This window comes from Alphaproteobacteria bacterium PA2 (assembly GCA_002256425.1).
Taxonomy (GTDB): Bacteria; Pseudomonadota; Alphaproteobacteria; order Caulobacterales; family Caulobacteraceae; genus Phenylobacterium.
This window is the reverse complement of sequence record NKIZ01000001.1, coordinates 337,202-355,038: the sequence shown is the minus strand read 5'-3', so window position 1 is coordinate 355,038 and position 17,837 is coordinate 337,202. Positions and strand designations below refer to the sequence as shown.

Annotated in this window: 14 protein-coding genes; 11 read left to right on the top strand and 3 right to left on the bottom strand. The window is 65.3% G+C overall.

Annotated features, from left to right (window positions below; genetic code table 11):
• Positions 1 to 338 precede the first annotated feature (338 nt).
• Both CFE28_01735 and CFE28_01730 read left to right on the top strand, forming a co-directional pair.
• On the top strand, positions 339 to 869 hold the full coding sequence (locus tag CFE28_01735) for a hypothetical protein (protein OYU71506.1): 531 nt from the start codon (positions 339 to 341) through the stop codon (positions 867 to 869).
• Positions 870 to 871: 2 nt separating this feature from the next.
• Positions 872 to 1,105, top strand: a complete 234-nt coding sequence (locus CFE28_01730; GenBank protein OYU68824.1) for a transcriptional regulator — start codon at positions 872 to 874, stop codon at positions 1,103 to 1,105.
• 296 nt (positions 1,106 to 1,401) lie between these two features.
• Here CFE28_01730 and CFE28_01725 read toward each other — a convergent pair whose 3' ends face one another.
• Positions 1,402 to 2,118, bottom strand: a complete 717-nt coding sequence (locus CFE28_01725) for a ribonuclease PH (GenBank protein ID OYU68823.1) — start codon at positions 2,116 to 2,118, stop codon at positions 1,402 to 1,404.
• Between the two features lie 79 nt (positions 2,119 to 2,197).
• Between CFE28_01725 and hrcA the strand changes: the two genes are divergently transcribed.
• From hrcA to CFE28_01695, 6 genes are all read left to right on the top strand, one after another.
• Entirely contained in the window at positions 2,198 to 3,280 is a 1,083-nt protein-coding gene (gene hrcA / locus CFE28_01720) for a heat-inducible transcriptional repressor HrcA (protein ID OYU68822.1), read from the top strand.
• Between the two features lie 12 nt (positions 3,281 to 3,292).
• The gene (locus tag CFE28_01715; GenBank protein ID OYU68821.1) at positions 3,293 to 3,910 is read left to right on the top strand and encodes a nucleotide exchange factor GrpE; all 618 of its coding nucleotides are present in this window, start codon (positions 3,293 to 3,295) and stop codon (positions 3,908 to 3,910) included.
• Positions 3,911 to 4,032: 122 nt separating this feature from the next.
• The gene (locus tag CFE28_01710; protein OYU68820.1) at positions 4,033 to 5,151 is read left to right on the top strand and encodes a DNA polymerase III subunit beta; all 1,119 of its coding nucleotides are present in this window, start codon (positions 4,033 to 4,035) and stop codon (positions 5,149 to 5,151) included.
• Positions 5,152 to 5,196: 45 nt separating this feature from the next.
• A complete protein-coding gene (locus CFE28_01705; protein OYU68819.1) occupies positions 5,197 to 6,339 on the top strand; it encodes a DNA replication/repair protein RecF in 1,143 nt (380 codons plus the stop codon).
• The gene (gyrB, locus tag CFE28_01700) at positions 6,336 to 8,774 is read left to right on the top strand and encodes a DNA topoisomerase (ATP-hydrolyzing) subunit B (protein OYU68818.1); all 2,439 of its coding nucleotides are present in this window, start codon (positions 6,336 to 6,338) and stop codon (positions 8,772 to 8,774) included. The genes CFE28_01705 and gyrB overlap by 4 nt, the downstream gene beginning before the upstream one ends.
• Positions 8,775 to 8,932: 158 nt before the next feature.
• Positions 8,933 to 11,164, top strand: a complete 2,232-nt coding sequence (locus CFE28_01695; GenBank protein OYU68817.1) for a TonB-dependent receptor — start codon at positions 8,933 to 8,935, stop codon at positions 11,162 to 11,164.
• Between the two features lie 48 nt (positions 11,165 to 11,212).
• Here the strand turns inward: CFE28_01695 and recQ are convergent, their stop codons facing one another.
• On the bottom strand, positions 11,213 to 13,036 hold the full coding sequence (gene recQ / locus CFE28_01690; protein OYU68816.1) for a DNA helicase RecQ: 1,824 nt from the start codon (positions 13,034 to 13,036) through the stop codon (positions 11,213 to 11,215).
• Positions 13,037 to 13,074: 38 nt separating this feature from the next.
• Positions 13,075 to 14,820 (bottom strand): amidohydrolase, encoded by a 1,746-nt coding sequence (locus CFE28_01685; protein OYU71505.1) that lies wholly within the window; start codon positions 14,818 to 14,820, stop codon positions 13,075 to 13,077.
• Between the two features lie 399 nt (positions 14,821 to 15,219).
• Here CFE28_01685 and CFE28_01680 point away from each other — a divergent pair, with 399 nt between their 5' ends.
• From CFE28_01680 to CFE28_01670, 3 genes are all read left to right on the top strand, one after another.
• Positions 15,220 to 16,308: a DNA (cytosine-5-)-methyltransferase gene (locus CFE28_01680; protein ID OYU71504.1), complete on the top strand. Its 1,089-nt coding sequence runs from the start codon at positions 15,220 to 15,222 to the stop codon at positions 16,306 to 16,308.
• Between the two features lie 85 nt (positions 16,309 to 16,393).
• Positions 16,394 to 17,368: a cysteine synthase A gene (cysK, locus tag CFE28_01675; protein ID OYU68815.1), complete on the top strand. Its 975-nt coding sequence runs from the start codon at positions 16,394 to 16,396 to the stop codon at positions 17,366 to 17,368.
• Between the two features lie 10 nt (positions 17,369 to 17,378).
• Positions 17,379 to 17,813, top strand: coding sequence for a very short patch repair endonuclease (locus CFE28_01670; protein ID OYU68814.1), 435 nt, complete (start codon positions 17,379 to 17,381; stop codon positions 17,811 to 17,813).
• The last annotated feature ends 24 nt before the right edge of the window (positions 17,814 to 17,837 follow it).

Genomic DNA, 17,837 nt, shown 5'->3' with positions numbered 1-17,837 from the left:
CGACAAACGATAATTCTATTGATCGAAAAGCGATGACGGCCTATTGAATTTCTCCATCGGAGGCATATGTCTCCACCGCAATTGCTGCATCGCAGCATTCTTAACCAACGGAGAAATATAATGTTTAGCTCGCTCATGTCCCTTATGGACCGGATCACCATGTCCCTGGTTGTCGTTCTGGCCGCTGTGCCCACCCTGGCCGTAGCTGTGAACAGCCTGATGGCCTAGGCTTTCCAGACGGGAGGCGGACTCGCACCGTGCGTGAAGGTCCGAAGCCCCGTCGGGAGTGAAGCCGGCGGACCGGGAAGCGCTGGGGGGGAGGAACAGACATGCCGCTGATGCGCACACTTGGACCTGGCTCCATCTCCAGCCTGCTGAAGGTCATTCTGGATGTTGTCTTCGTGGCGCTCTGGATTGGCGTCGGGGCTGTCAGTCTGGTGACCCTGGGCGCCCTGCTCCTGAGCTTCAACCCCGATCTGCTGGGCAGCTTCACGGTGAATTTCAATGGCGACAAGCTGGTGCGGCAATGGCCAGCTGTCATCACAGGCCTGTTCACAGCTTCGCTCTATCTGGCCGGCATTCTGGTGATTGTCGGTCGCCTGCGACGGATCTTCGCCACCCTGATGGCCGGAGACCCCTTTCACCCGGACAACGTCTCGCGCCTGAGGGTGATCGGCCTGGCCCTGGCGGCCCTTGAGCTCATTCGCTACACCTTCTGGGGGATCAGCATCTGGCTGTTTCCGGGGATCAACAAGGTTGAGCCGACCATTTCAACCACCCCATGGTTCTCGGTGCTGGTGGTGTTCGTGCTGGCCGAAGTCTTCCGGGAAGGCGCCCGCCTTCGCCGCGAAGCAGAGCTGACCATCTAGCCATGCCCATCAGCATCCAGCTTGACCGAATGCTTCTCAAGCGACGCATGTCGTTGACAGAACTGGCTGACCGGGTCGGGGTCACCATCGCCAACCTCTCCATACTGAAAACCGGCAAGGCCCGCGCGGTCCGGTTTTCCACCCTGGCGGCCCTCTGTCGGGAGCTGGAATGCCAACCCGGCGACCTGATCGCCTATGAGCCGGGGCCCTTTGAAGATGATGACGACATGGAATAGCTGCAGCGCAGCATGTTTCCGGCGGAATTACGCAGGATAAGTGTTGAATTCTTAGGATTTGATCCCTATGTGCACCGCAACAATTGCTGCAACGCACAAGGAATTCAGCCATGGCCCGCGCCATTGAAAGCTTTATCGACCGCCTGATGGCCCCCTTCGCCGAAGAGCTGGCCCGCATGCCGGAGTCGGCCTTCCGCCAACTGCTCGCCTATCGCTAGGGTCGGCTCCAGGACGAAAAAGAGTAGCGACCGGTTTGCGCCGGTCGCTTTTTTTGTGCCTGCCGCCTGGCTGGAGGGCTAGAGGCCGACCGCCCGCTTCTGGAGCTGGCAGAGGTCCGCAATTCCGGAACGGGCCAGGGCGAACAGGGCCTCGAACTCTTCCTGGTGGAAGCCGCGCTTTTCACCGGTGGCCTGGATCTCCACAATCGAACCCGAGCCGGTCAGCACGAAGTTGGCGTCGGCTTCGGCGTTTGAATCTTCCTCATATTCCAGATCCAGCACCGGCAGGCCGTTATAGATGCCGCAGGATATGGCCGCGACCTGGTCCAGGATCGGGTCCCTGGTGATGACGCCTTCGCTGAGCAGCTTCTGGGTCGCAAGCCGCAGGGCCACCCAGGCGCCGGTAATGGCTGCGGTGCGGGTGCCGCCATCGGCCTGGACGACATCACAGTCCAGGGAGATCTGACGCTCGCCGAGGGCGGCGGGATCGATGATGGCCCGCAGGGAGCGTCCGATCAGACGCTGGATCTCCTGGGTGCGGCCCGACTGCTTGCCTTCAGAGGCCTCCCGACGGCCGCGGGTGTGGGTTGCGCGGGGCAACATGCCGTACTCGGCCGTGACCCAGCCCTGGCCGCGACCGCGCATGAAGGGGGGAACCCGCTCTTCGACACTGGCGGTGATCAGCACCTTGGTGTGGCCGAAACTGGCGAGGCAGGACCCTTCGGCATAGCGGTTCACATTGGTTTCGAGGGTCACACTGCGAAGCTGATCAACCAACCGTTCTGAAGGGCGCATGGGATTCCTTTGTCATGAGCGTCTTGCGCCCGGGGTTTGCGCGCTTATCCTAGATCAGAGAGGCTTCGTCCATGTTCCCATGCGACCCACCGACTTGACCCCATCCTTCCTGACCTCCGGGCCCTCGCTGACCGAGCTGGACAGCCGCGCCCGGGAAATCTTCCGACGGGTGGTGGAGAGCTATATCGAGACCGGCGAGCCTGTGGGCTCCCGGACCCTGTCCAAGGGGGGTGTCCAGCTTTCGCCCGCCTCGATCCGCAACACCATGCAGGACCTGACCACGCTTGGCCTGCTGGGCGCGCCCCATGTGAGCGCCGGGCGCCTGCCCACCCATGCCGGGCTCCGCCTGTTCGTGGACGGCTTGATGGAGGTGGGCCATGTGGGCGAGGACGAACGCCGGACCATTGAAAGCCGTCTGGCGGCCAAGGGCGGATCCTTCGACGACGCCCTGACCGAGGCCACCTCCCTGCTTTCAGGCCTGGCCGGGGGAGCGGGGATTGTCGTGACCCCCGTTCGCGACGCCGGGGTCAAGCATGTGGAGTTTGTCGCCCTGGGCAGCGGGCAGGCCCTGGCGGTCATGGTCTTCGAGGACGGCACGGTGGAAAACCGGGTCATGACCCTCAACGCCGGCGTCACGCCGTCATCCCTGCAGGAAGCCTCCAACTTCCTCAATTCCCGCCTGCGCGGAAAGACCCTGGCTGAGGCCGGGGCCGACATCCGGATCGAACTGGAACAGGCCCAGCGTCAGCTCAATGAGACCGCCGCGCGGTTGGTGGAGGATGGTCTGGCCGCCTGGGGCGGGGGCGAAGGCGCCGACCGCGCCCTGATCGTCCGGGGCCGCGCCAACCTGCTGAGCGACCGAGAGAGCATTGATGACCTCGAGCGGGTCCGCATGCTGTTCGACGACCTGGAACAAAAGGAACAGCTGATCGGTTTGCTGGACGGCGTTCGCGAGGCCCAGGGCGTGCGCATTTTTATCGGTGCGGAAACGCGGTTGTTCTCGCTTTCGGGTTCCGCCGTGATCGCGGCGCCCTATATGACGGGGCGACAAAAGGTGCTGGGCGCAATCGCGGTGATTGGGCCGGCCCGACTGAATTACGCCCGGGTGATCCCGCTGGTGGATTATACCGCCCGCATGCTCTCCCAGGTCACGAATGGATAAGAGGTTCTAGACATGTCCGACGATCAAACGGCGACCGAGGAATTCAACGCCGTGGCTGACGCGGCCCTTGATCACATGGAAGCCCTGGCGGCGGAGAACGCCTCCCTCAAGGAGCAGGTCCTCCGCTTCGCCGCCGACGCCGAGAACACCAAGCGCCGGGCCGAGCGGGAAGCCAATGACGCCCGGGCCTACGCCATCCAGAAGTTCGCCCGCGACCTGCTGACCGTGGCCGACACCCTGGGCCGCGCCCTTACCGCCCCGCCCGCCAGTGAGGATCCGGCGGTGAAGAACTTCCTGGTCGGCGTGGAAATGACCGAAAAGGCCCTTCAGACGGCGTTCGAGACCAATGGCCTGAAGCGGGTCGAGCCGGCCAAGGGCACGAAGTTCGATCCCCACCAGCATCAGGCCATGATGGAACAGGTCTCGGCGGAAGTCGGGGCGGGGAGCGTCATCCAGACCCTCCAGCCGGGCTATGAGCTTCTCGGCCGACTGGTCAGGCCGGCCATGGTGGTGGTCGCCGCCAAGGGCTCGACGGGTGAAGCGGCTGTGGAATCCCAGGGCGCCAATCCCTATGCGGCGGGCGAAGAAGCCGAGGCTGAAACCGGTGGGTCATTCGATACCCGGGCCTAGGCTGAAATTCTCGTATCGGCGCTCTTTCTTGATGAACGGAATTCGCTAAAGTCGCAGGTCCCTTCGGAACTTCGGGCTGGCGACGAATCGCTTGCCGGCGGTTTGAGATTTCGGACGACACAATGAAGCTGACCATTGAACGCGCGGCGCTGCTGAAGGCGCTGGGACACGTGCAGAGCGCCGTGGAGCGCCGCAATACGATTCCGATCCTGTCCAATGTCCTGCTGTCGGCCGATCGCGACCGGCTGAGTTTTTCTGCAACCGACCTGGACATGGAAATCATCGATGAGGCCCTGGCCCAGGTCGATCAGCCCGGCCAGATCACTGCGCCGGCCCACACGCTGTATGAGATCGTCCGCAAGCTGCCGGAAGGCTCTGACGTCTCCCTGTCCTTCACGGGCGAGGATCCGCGCCTGACCGTGGCCGCCGGCCGTTCGCGCTTCAACCTGCCGGTCCTGCCGGCCGGGGACTTCCCGGTCATGTCATCCGACGGCCTGTCGGGCCGGATCGGGGTGGATGTGGGCGATCTGATCCGCCTGATCGACAAGACCAAGTTCGCCATCTCCACCGAGGAGACCCGCTATTACCTGAACGGCCTCTACCTCCACACGGTGGTCGAGGGCGGGGTCGCCAAGCTGCGCGCCGTGGCTACGGACGGTCACCGCCTGGCCCTGGCTGAAATGCTGGCGCCCGAGGGCTCGGCGGGTTCGCCGGGGGTCATCGTGCCCCGCAAGACCATCAATGAAGCCCGGCGCCTGCTGGAAGACGCCGGGGAATCCCTTGACCTGGCGCTGAGCCCCCAGAAGGTCCGCTTCGAATTCGGCGGCGCGGCCCTGACCTCCAAGGTCATTGACGGCAACTTCCCCGACTATGTCCGCGTCATCCCCCGGGACAATGACAAGGTCATGATGGTTGACAACAAGCTGTTCGCCCAGGCCGTCGACCGGGTGGCCACCATTTCCGCCGAGAAGAGCCGCTCGGTCCGCATGGCCATCGAGCCGGGCCGGGTCATCCTGACCGTGCGCAACATGGAAGCCGGGCAGGCGGTCGAGGAAATCGAAGTCGACTATGCGGGCGACAGCTTCGAGCTGTCCTTCAACGCCCGCTATCTGCTGGACGTCACTGACCAGATCACCGCCGACCAGGCGGAGTTCCGGTTCGGCGGTCCGAATGATCCGGCCCTGGTTCTGGATCCGACCGACCCCGACGTCCGTTATGTGCTGATGCCGCTGCGGGTCTAGGCGGAGGTCTTCGCGCTTCCGGACGAAACGGGCTAAGACCGCGCCGTGCGCACCGCCCTGACCCAACTGATCCTGACGGACTTCCGGTCCTATGCCCGCAGCGAGATCGCGCTGGACGGGCGGCCGGTGTTTCTGGTGGGGCCCAATGGGGCGGGCAAGACCAATCTTCTGGAGGCCGTCAGCCTGCTGACCCCAGGCCGGGGCCTGAGGAATGCCGCCCTGGCCGATATGGGTCGGCGCGCGCCGGGGGCGCCCAGCGGCGGCGCCTGGGCGGTGTCGGCCATTGTCACCCAGGACGGAGAACCGGTCAGGCTGGGAACGGGCCTGGAAGGCGCCGGTCAGAGCCGCAGGGCCGTGCGGCTTGAGGGCGAGACCATCCCTCCGGCCCGCCTGTCGGACCTGACCCGGCAGGTCTGGCTGACACCGGCCCAGGACCGGCTATTTCTCGAGAGCGCAGGGGACCGCCGCCGCTTTCTCGACCGCCTGGTCTTCGCCGCCGAGCCCGGACACGCCCGCAATGCTTCTGCCTATGAAAAGGCCGGGCGCGAACGCATGCGCCTGCTGACCGACGGCCCTCCGGACGCTGACTGGCTGAACGCCCTGGAGGCGCGGCTCGCCGAGTCCGGCGCCATGGTGGCCACCGCCAGGGCGCGCACCCTGGCCGCCCTGCAGGCCGAGATTGAAACCCGCGCCGACAGACCCTTTCCCATGGCCCGCCTTTCCCTGACCGGCGAGTGGGAGACCATGGCCGCCAACGGGGCGGATCTGGGCGAGATCGAGGGGAAACTTATCCGGGATCTGGCCGCCGGGAGAGCCCGGGATGCGTCGGCGGGAAGGGCTCTGACCGGCCCGCACCGCGGCGATCTGGCGGTCATCCACGCCGAAAAGCAACGTCCGGCTGCGGAATGTTCAACAGGGGAGCAGAAAGCCCTGATTCTGAACCTGATTTTAGCCCAGGCCTCGCGTCTTTCACGTGCAGAATCAGCGCCGGACCCTATACTGTTGCTCGACGAAGTCGCCGCACATCTGGACCGCCGCCGGCGGGCCGCCTTGTTCGACGAAATCGAGGCGCTCGGCCTTCAGGCCTTTCTCACCGGGACGGACGAGCACCTGTTCGAAGATTTGAAGGGCCGGGCCCAGGGCGTCCATGTGGACGGCTCGAATCTGGCGATTCTGGATACTGAATGACCGACCTGCCCCCCAAGCCCGACAACACCCCGGAAAACAACGGACAGAACGAGTACGGGGCTGAATCGATCAAGGTCCTCAAGGGCCTCGACGCCGTGCGCAAGCGCCCGGGCATGTATATCGGCGACACCGACGACGGGTCGGGCCTGCACCACATGGTCTATGAGGTGGTGGACAACGCCATCGACGAAACCCTGGCCGGCTGGGCGACCCGGGTCGAGGTCATCCTCAACGCTGACGGCTCCTGCACGGTCACCGATGACGGTCGCGGCATTCCCGTGGACATCCACGAAGGCGAAGGCGTTTCAGCCGCCGAGGTCATCATGACCCAGCTGCACGCCGGCGGTAAGTTTGACCAGAACTCCTACAAGGTCTCGGGAGGTCTGCACGGGGTGGGCGTCTCGGTGGTCAACGCCCTGTCCGACTGGCTGCGGCTGAAGATCTACCGGGGCGGCAAGGCCTATGAGATGGAGTTCCGCCGCGGCGACGCGGTCTCGCCCCTGATCGTCACCGGCGACGCGCCCCTGCGTGAGAACGGGGAATTCCTGTCCGGCACCGAGGTCACCTTCTACCCGTCGGTGGAAACCTTCGCGTTCATCGAATTTGACCGGAAGACCCTGGAACACCGCCTCCGGGAGCTGGCCTTCCTGAACTCCGGCGTGACCATCTGGCTGAAGGATCACCGGGAAGCCGAGCCCTATGTGGAAATGCTCCACTATGAGGGCGGGGTCGAAGCCTTTGTCCGCCACCTGGACAAGGCCAAGACCGGCATCCTTAAGACCCCCATCGTCGTCCGCGGCAAGCGCGAGAATGTCGAGCTGGACCTGTCCCTGTGGTGGAATGACGGCTACCACGAGAACGTCCTCTGCTTCACCAACAACATCCCCCAGCGGGACGGCGGCACCCACCTGGCGGCTTTCCGTTCAGCCCTGACCCGGATCATTTCCAGCTATGCGGAGACTTCAGGCGCCGCCAAGCGCGAGAAGGTTTCGGTCTCCGGTGAAGACGCCCGGGAAGGCCTGACCTGCGTCCTGTCGGTCAAGGTTCCCGATCCCAAGTTCTCGTCCCAGACCAAGGACAAGCTGGTCTCCTCCGAAGTCCGCCCGGCCGTTGAAGGCCTGGTCAGCGAAGGCCTGGGCGCCTGGTTCGAGGAACACCCCGTCGAAGCCAAGATGATCGTCCAGAAGATCACCGAGGCCGCCGCCGCCCGTGAGGCCGCCCGCAAGGCGCGCGAGCTCACCCGGCGCAAGTCGGCCCTGGACATCAGCTCCCTGCCCGGCAAGCTGGCGGACTGCCAGGAGAAGGATCCCGCCAAGTCGGAAATCTTCCTGGTGGAGGGCGACTCCGCCGGCGGCTCGGCCAAGCAGGCCCGCAATCGTGAGAACCAGGCCGTCCTGCCCCTTCGCGGCAAGATCCTGAACGTCGAGCGGGCCCGGTTCGACCGGATGCTGGGCTCCGACCAGATCGGCACACTGATCACCGCCCTGGGCGCCGGGATCGGCCGGGACGATTTCGACATCGAGAAGATCCGCTACCACAAGATCGTCATCATGACGGACGCCGACGTCGACGGCGCCCACATCCGCACCCTGCTGCTCACCTTCTTCTACCGGCAGATGCCGCAGGTGATCGAGCGGGGCTATCTCTATATCGCCCAGCCGCCCCTCTATAAGGCCTCCAAAGGCAAGTCCTCGCGCTATCTCAAGGACGACGCCATGCTGGAATCCTATCTGACCGATGAAGGTGTCGATGGCGCAGTGCTGGAGCTGGCCTCAGGCGAGCGTCTGACCGGCGGCGACCTGCTGAACCTCGTCCAGACCGCCCGCAGCGCCAAGGCCAATATCGAGCGCCTGTCGGCCCGGGCTCCGGCCTTCGCCGTGGAACAGGCGGCCCTGGCCGGCCTGCTGGGCGGATCCGAGGATCTGGCTGCCGCCGCACGCCGTCTGGATCTCTATGCCGAAGAAGGCGATGGCCAGTGGTCGGGGGAAAAGGCGCCCGGAGGCGGATACGCCTTCGCCCGGATCAAGCGCGGGGTCACCGAAAAGGTGGTCCTGGACGAACAGCTGCTGAACGCCGCCGACGCCCGGCGACTGGGCGAGCGGGCCCAGGATCTGGCGGAATTCTTCGCCGCGCCGGGAACCTTCACCCGCCGGGACCGGACCACAACAGTGCGCGGTCCCATGGACCTGGTGGCCGCCGTCATGGACGCCGGTCGCAGGGGTCTGTCCATCCAGCGTTACAAGGGCCTGGGCGAGATGAACCCCGATCAGCTCTGGGAAACCACCCTGGACGCCGACGCCCGCACCCTGCTGCAGGTCAAGGTGACCCATGCCGACGACGCCGATGACATGTTCACCCGGCTGATGGGCGATCTGGTGGAGCCCCGCCGCGAGTTCATCCAGGCCAACGCCCTGGACGCGGAAGTTGACGCCTAGACCGTCACGGAACTGTCATAAAACTGATACAACTCATTGATTGTGCGGCGTAATGGCCACAATCGGGACGTGACGTGCGCATGACGACCGGACGTCGCTTTCGTGACGGTCGCTGAAAGTCTAGAACCCCCGCCTCATTCTTCGCAGGGGATACGAAAATGCGCACCACTCAACGAACTCTGGCCCTCGGGAGCGCCGCCGGCGCCGCCCTGATCTTCGCGGCCGGCCTCGCCATGCCCGCCTTCGCCGCCGACAACACCGTGGCTGAAGTCGTCGTCACGGCTCAGAAGAAGTCGGAAAACATCAACGACGTTCCGGAATCGGTCACCGCCGTCAGCGGCGAGAAGCTTGATGTCATCCGGTCATCCGGCGGCGATATCCGCGTCCTGTCGGCGCGAGCCCCCAGCCTGACCCTTGAGTCCAGCTTTGGCCGCACCTTCCCGCGCCCCTACATCCGTGGCCTTGGCAATACCGACTTCGACCTCAACGCCTCCCAGCCCGTCTCCTTCGTCTATGACGAAGTCGTCCTCGAGAGCCCCATCCTGAAGGGCCTGCCGCTCTTTGACATCGACCAGGTTGAAGTCCTCCGCGGCCCGCAGGGCACGCTGTTTGGCCGCAACACCCCGGCCGGCGTCCTGAAGTTCGAGTCCGCCAAGCCGACCAAGACCTTCGGTGGCTACGGCCAGATCTCGGCCGCTACCTACAATACGATCAATGCCGAGGGCGCCATTTCCGGTCCGATCGTCGGCGACGTCCTGTCCGGCCGCCTGTCGGTCCTCTATCAGCACCGCGGCGACTGGATCGACAACGCCTTCACCAAGAAGAGCGACGCGACCGGCGGCTATGACGAAACCGCCTTCAGGGGCCAACTGCTCTACACGCCGTCTGAAGACTTCAGCGCCCTGCTGAACGTCCACCACATGGATCTGGACGGCACGCCGCAGATCTTCCGCGCCAACATCATCGCCAAGGGCTCCAACGACTTCGCCTCGGGCTTCCGCCGCGACACCATCGCCCAGGACGCCCAGAGCCGCGCCACCCAGAAGGTTCACCTCACGGGCGCAAACCTGAAGGTGACCTACGACCTCGGCGGCCCGGTCCTGACCTCGGTGACCGGCTATGAAAACGCCAAGGTCTATTCCCGCGGCGACATTGACGGCGGCTTTGGCGCCTCCTTCGCACCGCCCTTCGGCCCCGGCTTCATCCCCTTCCCGTCGGAAAGCGCTGACGGCATTCCCTTCCACGCCCAGTGGAGCCAGGAATTCCGCCTCGCCGGCAAGAAGGACAATCTGAGCTATACGGTCGGCGCCTTCTACTTCTTCGAAGACGTGAAGATCGACAGCTTCGATTACAATACCCTGGCCGGCGGCAAGCAGGACGGCTTCGCCTACCAGCACCAGAAGTCCAAGTCCTGGGCCCTGTTCGCCAATGGCGACTGGTCCCTGACCGATCAGTGGAATGTCGCCGCCGGCGTCCGCTATTCCAATGACAAGAAGGACTTCGTCGCCCAGCGTCTGGTCTCGCCCTTCGGCGCCCCGGCGACGGCTCGCCTGAAGGCCACGCCTTCGAGCGATGAGGTCAGCTTCAACCTGAGCACCACCTATGCCCTGACGGACAAGGTCAACGCCTATGCCCGCATCGCCCGCGGCTATCGCGCGCCATCGATCCAGGGCCGCCTGCTGTTCGGCGACACCCTGTCCGTGGCCGACACCGAGACCATGATGTCCTATGAGGCGGGCATCAAGGGCACCGGCTATGACAACCGCATCCGCTTCGATGCCGACGTCTTCGCCTATCGGGTCAATGACCTGCAGCTGACCGCGGTCGGCGGCGGCGCCAATTTCAACCGCTTGATCAATGCCGAGCACGCCAATGGCTATGGCTTTGAATTCAATGCCGAAGCTGCGCCGATCGACAATCTGAACCTGACGGCAGGCTGGTCATACAACCACACGGAAATCGACGACTCCAAGCTCGCCACCGCCCCTTGCGGTTCGGGCTGCACCGTCCTTGATCCCAAGGGCGCCCTGGCCGGCACCGTCAATATCAACGGCAACACCCTGCCCAACGCCCCGCGCTGGATCGCCAGCGTCACGGCGCGCTACGCCATCCCCTACGGCGACGGCGAGTTCTTCGCCTATACCGACTGGGCCTATCGTTCGAAGATCAACTTCTTCCTCTATGACTCCGTCGAATACTCCGACGATCATCTGGTGGAGGGCGGTCTGCGCCTTGGCTATGCAAAGGCCGACGGTCAGCTGGAAGTGGCGATCTTTGGTCGCAACATCACCAACGACAAGAGCCTTGAAGGCGGGATCGACTTCAACAACCTGACGGGCTTCGTCAACGATCCGCGCACGATCGGCGTCGAACTCAAGACCAGGTTCTAGGGCCTGATCGGGGGACTGGCGGCCTGCCCAGGCGGCCGGTCCCCCGCTTCATATCGAATTGACGATCGCTATGACCTCGTCGCCATAACGGGTCAGCTTGCCCTCACCGACACCGGAAACAGCCAGCAGGGTCGCAGAGGTTCGGGGCCGCCTCAGGGCGATCTCCGCCAGGGTGCGATCTGAAAAAATGACATAGGGCGGCACGTGCTGGCGTTTGGCCTCAGCCGCCCGCCAGTATCGCAGATCCTCAAACAGCTTCTGGTCACCCACAGCCAGCTCGACGGCGTCACGGCCGCGCTTGCGCGATCGGGTAACGGTCGCATCATGATCTTCCAGCGCCCGCCGCAGGGCCACCTGCTTTTCGCCGCGATAGACGGCGCGGACGCCTTCCACATCACCCAGACCAATAAGGGGGCGACCGTCGTTGGGGTCTTCCTTCAGCAGTCCATCAAACAGCAGCTGGTCCACCAGATCGCGCCAGCCCGTCGCACTGAACTCCTTGCCGACGCCGAAGGTGGAGAGTCCGGCCTCGAAGGCGGACGGGTCCTTGGTCTTGCCAAGCAGGTGCTCCACCAGGCGGCCCCGGCCGAACCGGCCGCCCATGCGGTGGGCCGCCGACAGGGCCTTTTGCGCCGCTTCAGTCGCGTCCACCGTCTCGACTGTTCCCAGGCAGAGGTCGCACTGACCACAGGCCTCGACCCCCTCTTCGCCGAAATAGCGTCTTACCCCGGCGGCCCGGCAGGAGGCGCCGTCCAGCAGGGCGTAGAGCTGACGCACCTTGCGGTTCTGGACCGACTTGACCTCGTCGGAGACCTCGCGCCCCTCAATACGCCGATAGGCCCAGGCCATGTCGGAAGCCCCATAGAGGGTAATGCCCTCAGCAGGGTCGCCATCCCGCCCGGCCCGGCCGATTTCCTGCCAGTAGGCCTCGATGGAGGCGGGCGGATCGGCATGGATCACATAACGGACGTCGGGTTTGTCGACCCCCATGCCAAAGGCGATGGTGGCCACCATGACCCCGGCCTCGGACTCCAGGAAGTGCTCCAGGCGGTCGGCCCGCACCGTCTTGTCCAGACCCGCATGATAGGCCAGGGCCGGAACCCCGGCGCTGCGCAGGGCCTCGGCCAGCTTGTCGGTGCCGTCCCGGGAGCCGGCATAGATCACACCCGAACGGTTGGGACGGGCCTCCACCAGCTCCAGCACACGCTTGTGTCCGGCGCCGCGCTTGCGTTCCGCCGACAGGGCCAGTTCCGGGCGGGCGAAGCTGGCGACGAATTCTGCGCTGTCATGCAGCTTCAGCTCGGTGCGTATGTCCTCCCGGGTCCGCACATCGGCTGTCGCCGTGACGGCGAGCCGGGGAACCTCAGGAAAGATTTCCGCCAGCCGACCAAGCATCCGGTATTCCGGACGGAAGTCGTGTCCCCACTGACTGACGCAGTGGGCTTCATCAATGGCGATCAGGGACAGGGGCGTGCGTTTCAACCGCTCCATCATGGCCGGAGCCATCAGGCCCTCGGGCGAAACATAGAGCAGATCCAGCTGACCCGCCTCGATCTTGGCCCAGGTCTCTGACCGCTCCCAGGCCTCGCCGGTGGAATCGATACGGGCCGCGGAAACCCCGGCCTGCAGCAGGCTGGCCACCTGATCGGTCATCAGGGCGATAAGGGGTGAGATCACCAGGCCCAGGCCGGGTCGCATCATGGCCGGAATCTGGTAGCAGACGCTCTTGCCGCCGCCGGTGGGCAGGACCGCCAGGGCAGAGCGCCCGGCCAGGATTTCCGAAATCACCTCGGCCTGGCGACCCCGGAATTCCGCGTGTCCGAAGGTCCGGCGCAGGATTTCCCGCGCCTGGTTGAGCAAGGCCGATGACATGGCCCCCCTATGCCGTGCGTTGCTCGCGACGCGAAGACCTATTCCGCCGCCAGAGCGACGGGTGCTGGCTGGCCCCCACGGAGCAGTCTTCCCGGCAGGGCGCCGGTGGGCTCTCCATCCCGATAGGTGACGGCGCCGGCCACCAGGGTGGCGACATAGCCCTTCGCCCGCTGGACCAGTCTGCGGCCGCCGGCAGGGAGATCATAGGCGACACCGGGCGCCCCCAGGGTCAGGGCCTCATAGTCGATGATGTTGAGGTCAGCCCGATAGCCTGGCGCAATGAGGCCGCGATCGTGCAGGCCCACCGCCTCGGCGGTATCGCGGGTCTGCATGCGGACCATGGTCTCCAGGGGAATCTTCGACCCCCGGGTCCGGTCGCGGGTCCAGTGGGTGAGGTTGGAGGTGGGGAAGCTGCCATCGCAGATCATGCCCACATGGGCGCCCCCGTCCGACAGGCCTGGCACCGTGTCCCTGTGGGTCAGCATGGCGTAGCTGGGGTCAAGGGAGCCGTCGGCATAGTTCAGGAAGGGCAGGTAGAGCATGCCCTTGCCCCCCCTGGACAGCATGTGATCAAGGGCAAGCTGGTCCGGCGTCATGCCCCGGGTCTCCGCCAGGGCGGCAATGGTCTGGTCGGGGGTCTGCTCATAGTCGGGCTCATCGCCCATCAGGAACATGGTCGACCAGTTGCGGGTCAGGCCCGCGGCAATGGCGTGGCCGCCAGCCGGCGTCGCCTGATCCAGAAGGGCCGCCCGGAAGGTCGGATCCTGCAGCCGGGCCAGGCGTTCGGCGAAGGGCAGGTCAGCGATCGCCTTGTAGGCCTGCGTATGGCTGAACGGATTGAGGGTCAGCTCAAAGCCCAGCAGCACGCCCACCGGACGACCACAGACCTGGGCCTTCATGGGCAGGCCGGCCGCCGTCGCTTCGGATAGGGCATCAAGCAGGGTGCGCCAGGCATTGGGGCCCTTGGGGCTCTGAACCAGGCTGAAGGACAGGGGGCGGCCCGATGCCTCCACCATCCGGCGCAGCAGGCCGAACTCTGCCCGGGGGTCGCCAAAATCAGAGACCACCTGCAGCACGCCTTTTCCGGCGGCGCCAAGGCCCCTGGCTATGCCGGTCAGCTCGTCCTCGGCTGCGGTGAGGGTCGGGGTGGGCTGGCCGTCCGATGTCCGGTGATTGAGGGTCCGGGAGGTGGAAAAGCCGAGGGCGCCAGCTTCCATGGCCTTCTGGGCTATGGCCGCCATTGCGGCGATGTCAGCGGGGCTGGCCGGTTCGCGGTTGGCCCCGCGCTCACCCATGACATAGACCCGAAGGGCGGCGTGGGGCAGCTGGGCGCCGATGTCCACGTCAAAGGCCCGGCGGCCCAGGGCGTCGAGATAGTCGGGGAAACTTTCCCAGTTCCATGGCAGACCCTCGGTCAGCACCGGGAAGGGAATGTCTTCCACCCCCTCCATGAGACGGATCAGGCGGTCGTGGTCTTCGGGCCGGCAGGGGGCGAAGCCGACCCCGCAATTGCCCATGACCACCGTCGTCACTCCGTGCCAGGCCGAAGGGGTCATGTGTTCGCCCCAGGTCGCCTGGCCGTCATAGTGGGTGTGAATGTCCACAAAGCCCGGCATCACCAGCCTGCCGGCGGCGTCGATTTCCTCGGCCCCCTTGCCGGACACGGCGCCGACCTGGGCGATCAGTCCGTCCCTGATGGCGATGTCGGCGGCAAAGGCGGCGGCGCCAGAGCCATCAATGACCGATCCATTGCGGATCACCATGTCCCAGGCCGTGTCAGCCAGCTTGCCCATCTACGCCTCCCCTTGCTTGCAGCGATTACCGCCCCTGCCTCGCCCCGGGTCAAGGGCCGGCAGGGCCCAACTGCGACACTTTGGCGCCAAACTGGCGGGAAAATTCGACCAGTGGTGGGCCAAAACCTTAACCGTAACAGGGCATTATCCTCGCCATGAACGAGCGGGGAGAACCCTGACAATGGTGGTGCGGTACTATTTTGCGGCGGCGGCGCTGATGGCCGCCACCCTCGGATTCCTGCTGCCGGTGCCCGGTCGGGGTCCCCATCTGCAGTCCCAGGTGGAGACGGTCGCCATAGCGGTGCGCTGATCCGTCAAGACGGCGCCTGCCAGCGCCGCTAGTCTGGCCTCGTGAGTCGGACCTTCTATGAATTCTTTGCTGGCGGCGGAATGGCGCGCCTGGGTCTCGGGGACGGCTGGGCCTGCGCCTTCGCCAACGATTTCGATTCCGCCAAGGCCGGCGCCTATCGCGACAACTTTCCGGACGCCGGGCGGCACCTGGTCGAAGGCGATGTCTGGGCCCTGACCGCTGCCGACCTCCCCGGACAGGCGGACTTGGCCTGGGCCTCATCCCCCTGCCAGGACTTCAGTCTGGCCGGCGGCAGGGCGGGACTGGCCGGCGGACGATCTTCTGCCTTCTACGGCTTCTGGAAGCTGGTGGACGCCCTGGGAGCGGAAGGCCGCGCCCCCCGGACCCTGGTCATCGAGAATGTCACGGGCCTGCTCACCTCGAACAGCGGGGCTGACTTTGCCGCCCTCTGCGCAGCCCTGGCCAGTCAGGGCTATTGCTATGGCGCCCTGGAGATCGACGCCGCGCCCTTCCTGCCCCAGTCCCGACCCCGGGTTTTCGTGATTGCGGCCAGGGGGAGACCTGAGGGCCTCACGGGTCCTAACCCCTTCCGCACGCCGGCCATCAACAAGGCCTATGAAAGTCTGCCAGTAAGTCTCCAGTCCGACTGGATGGACTGGGCCGGAATGGCCCCAGCCCGACGGAATGCGGGTCTTGCCGACATTCTTGACCCCGATTCAGAGGCGCGCTGGAGCACGCCCGAGGAAACCAGCAACCTGATCAGCCTGATGAGCCCGGCGCACAGGGCCCGGCTCGAGGCGCTGAAGGCCTCAGGCGAAAGAGCCGTCGGCGCCCTCTTCCGCCGCACGCGGCAGGTCGACGGTCGGCGTCAGCAAAGGGCCGAGGTCAGGTTCGACGGTATGGCCGGGTGTCTTCGCACCCCCCGCGGCGGATCATCACGCCAGACCCTGGTCCTGGTGGACGGTGGCGAAGTCCGCTCGCGTCTGATCAGCCCCCGGGAGGCGGCCCGCCTCATGGGTCTGCCGGAAACCTATCGCCTGCCGAAGTCGGTCACCGCAGCCCTGCATGTGACCGGGGATGGCGTTGCGGTTCCCGCGGTCCGCTGGCTGGCCGGCCAGATCCTCGAACCCCTTCTGGCCGAGCTGGACAAGGGCTTTCAGATTTCCTGAGCCCCGCCCCCCAGAACCTCCCTTCCAAATCCCGCCGGCAGGCTTAAGTTCAGCCCGAAAGCCAAACTCTGCAGGGATTACGGCCATGGCCACCTATGACGCCTCCAATCACAAGCGTAAGGGCCGGGGGAAGATCTACGCCTCCATCATCGACACCATCGGCGATACGCCTCTTGTCGCCCTGCCCAACCTGACCAAGGCGCTGAAGCCCAAGGGCACGGTCCTGGCCAAGCTGGAATTCTTCAATCCGATCTCCTCCGTGAAGGACCGGATCGGGGTCAGCCTGATCGAAAGCCTGGAATTCCAGGGCATCCTCAAGCCCGGCTCGACCATTGTGGAACCCACCAGCGGCAATACCGGCATCGCCCTGGCCTTTGTGGCGGCGTCCAAGGGCTACAAGCTCATCCTTTGCATGCCCGAAAGCATGTCGGTGGAGCGGCGCAAGATGCTGCTCCTGCTCGGCGCCCAGCTGGAACTGACTCCGGCCGAGCGCGGCATGGCCGGCGCGGTCGCCCGGGCCAAGGAACTGGTGGAGGCCATTCCGGGCGCGGTCCTGCCCCAGCAGTTCGATAACGCCGCCAACCCCCTGATCCACCGGGTCTCCACCGCCGAGGAAATCTGGAACGACACCGAAGGCAAGGTGGACGCTGTCGTCTCCGGCGTCGGCACGGGCGGGACCATTACCGGGATCGGTCAGGTCCTGAAGGAACGCAAGCCGTCCCTGAAGATGGTGGCGGTCGAGCCAGCCTCCTCGCCGGTCCTGTCGGGGGGCTCGCCGGCCCCGCACAAGATCCAGGGCATTGGCGCCGGCTTTGTGCCGTCCATCCTGGACCGCGGCGTCATTGACGAGATCATCCAGGTCTCCAATGACGACAGCTTCGCCATGGCCCGCCGCGTGGCCCGGGAAGAAGGCATTCCGGTAGGCATTTCCTCAGGCGCCGCCCTGACTGCAGCCTTTGACCTGGCCTCCCGGGATGACATGGCCGGCAAGACCATTGTCGCCATCATTCCCAGCTTCGCCGAACGCTACCTGTCCACGGCCCTGTTCGACGGCCTCTAGTGGTCCGCCTGTGACGGACGTCTTTTCCCCGGAGAAAAGATCGTCCGTCATGCGCCGGGTGCGCAGCAGGGACACCAGCCCGGAACTGAAGGTGCGCAAGGCCCTGACCGCCATGGGCTTGCGCTATCGCCTGCACCGGAAGGACCTGCCGGGCTCACCGGATATCGTCATGCCGGGACGGCGCCTGGCCATCTTCATCCACGGCTGCTTCTGGCATGGCCACGACTGCGCCCGCGGCGCCCGGGTCCCCAAGGCCAATCAGGACTACTGGCTGGCCAAGATCGGCCGCAACCGTGAGCGGGACGCCGGCAGCCTGCAGGCCCTCACAGTCCTGGGCTGGAAGGTCCTGGTCCTGTGGGAATGTGAAATGAGGGCGGACCCTGACTGGCGGGAAAAGCTGGAAGGGCTTGTGACGGCTTGCCCGCCGGTCCCTCTCGTCCGATAAGCGGCCCGCGTAGTTTAAAAGGCT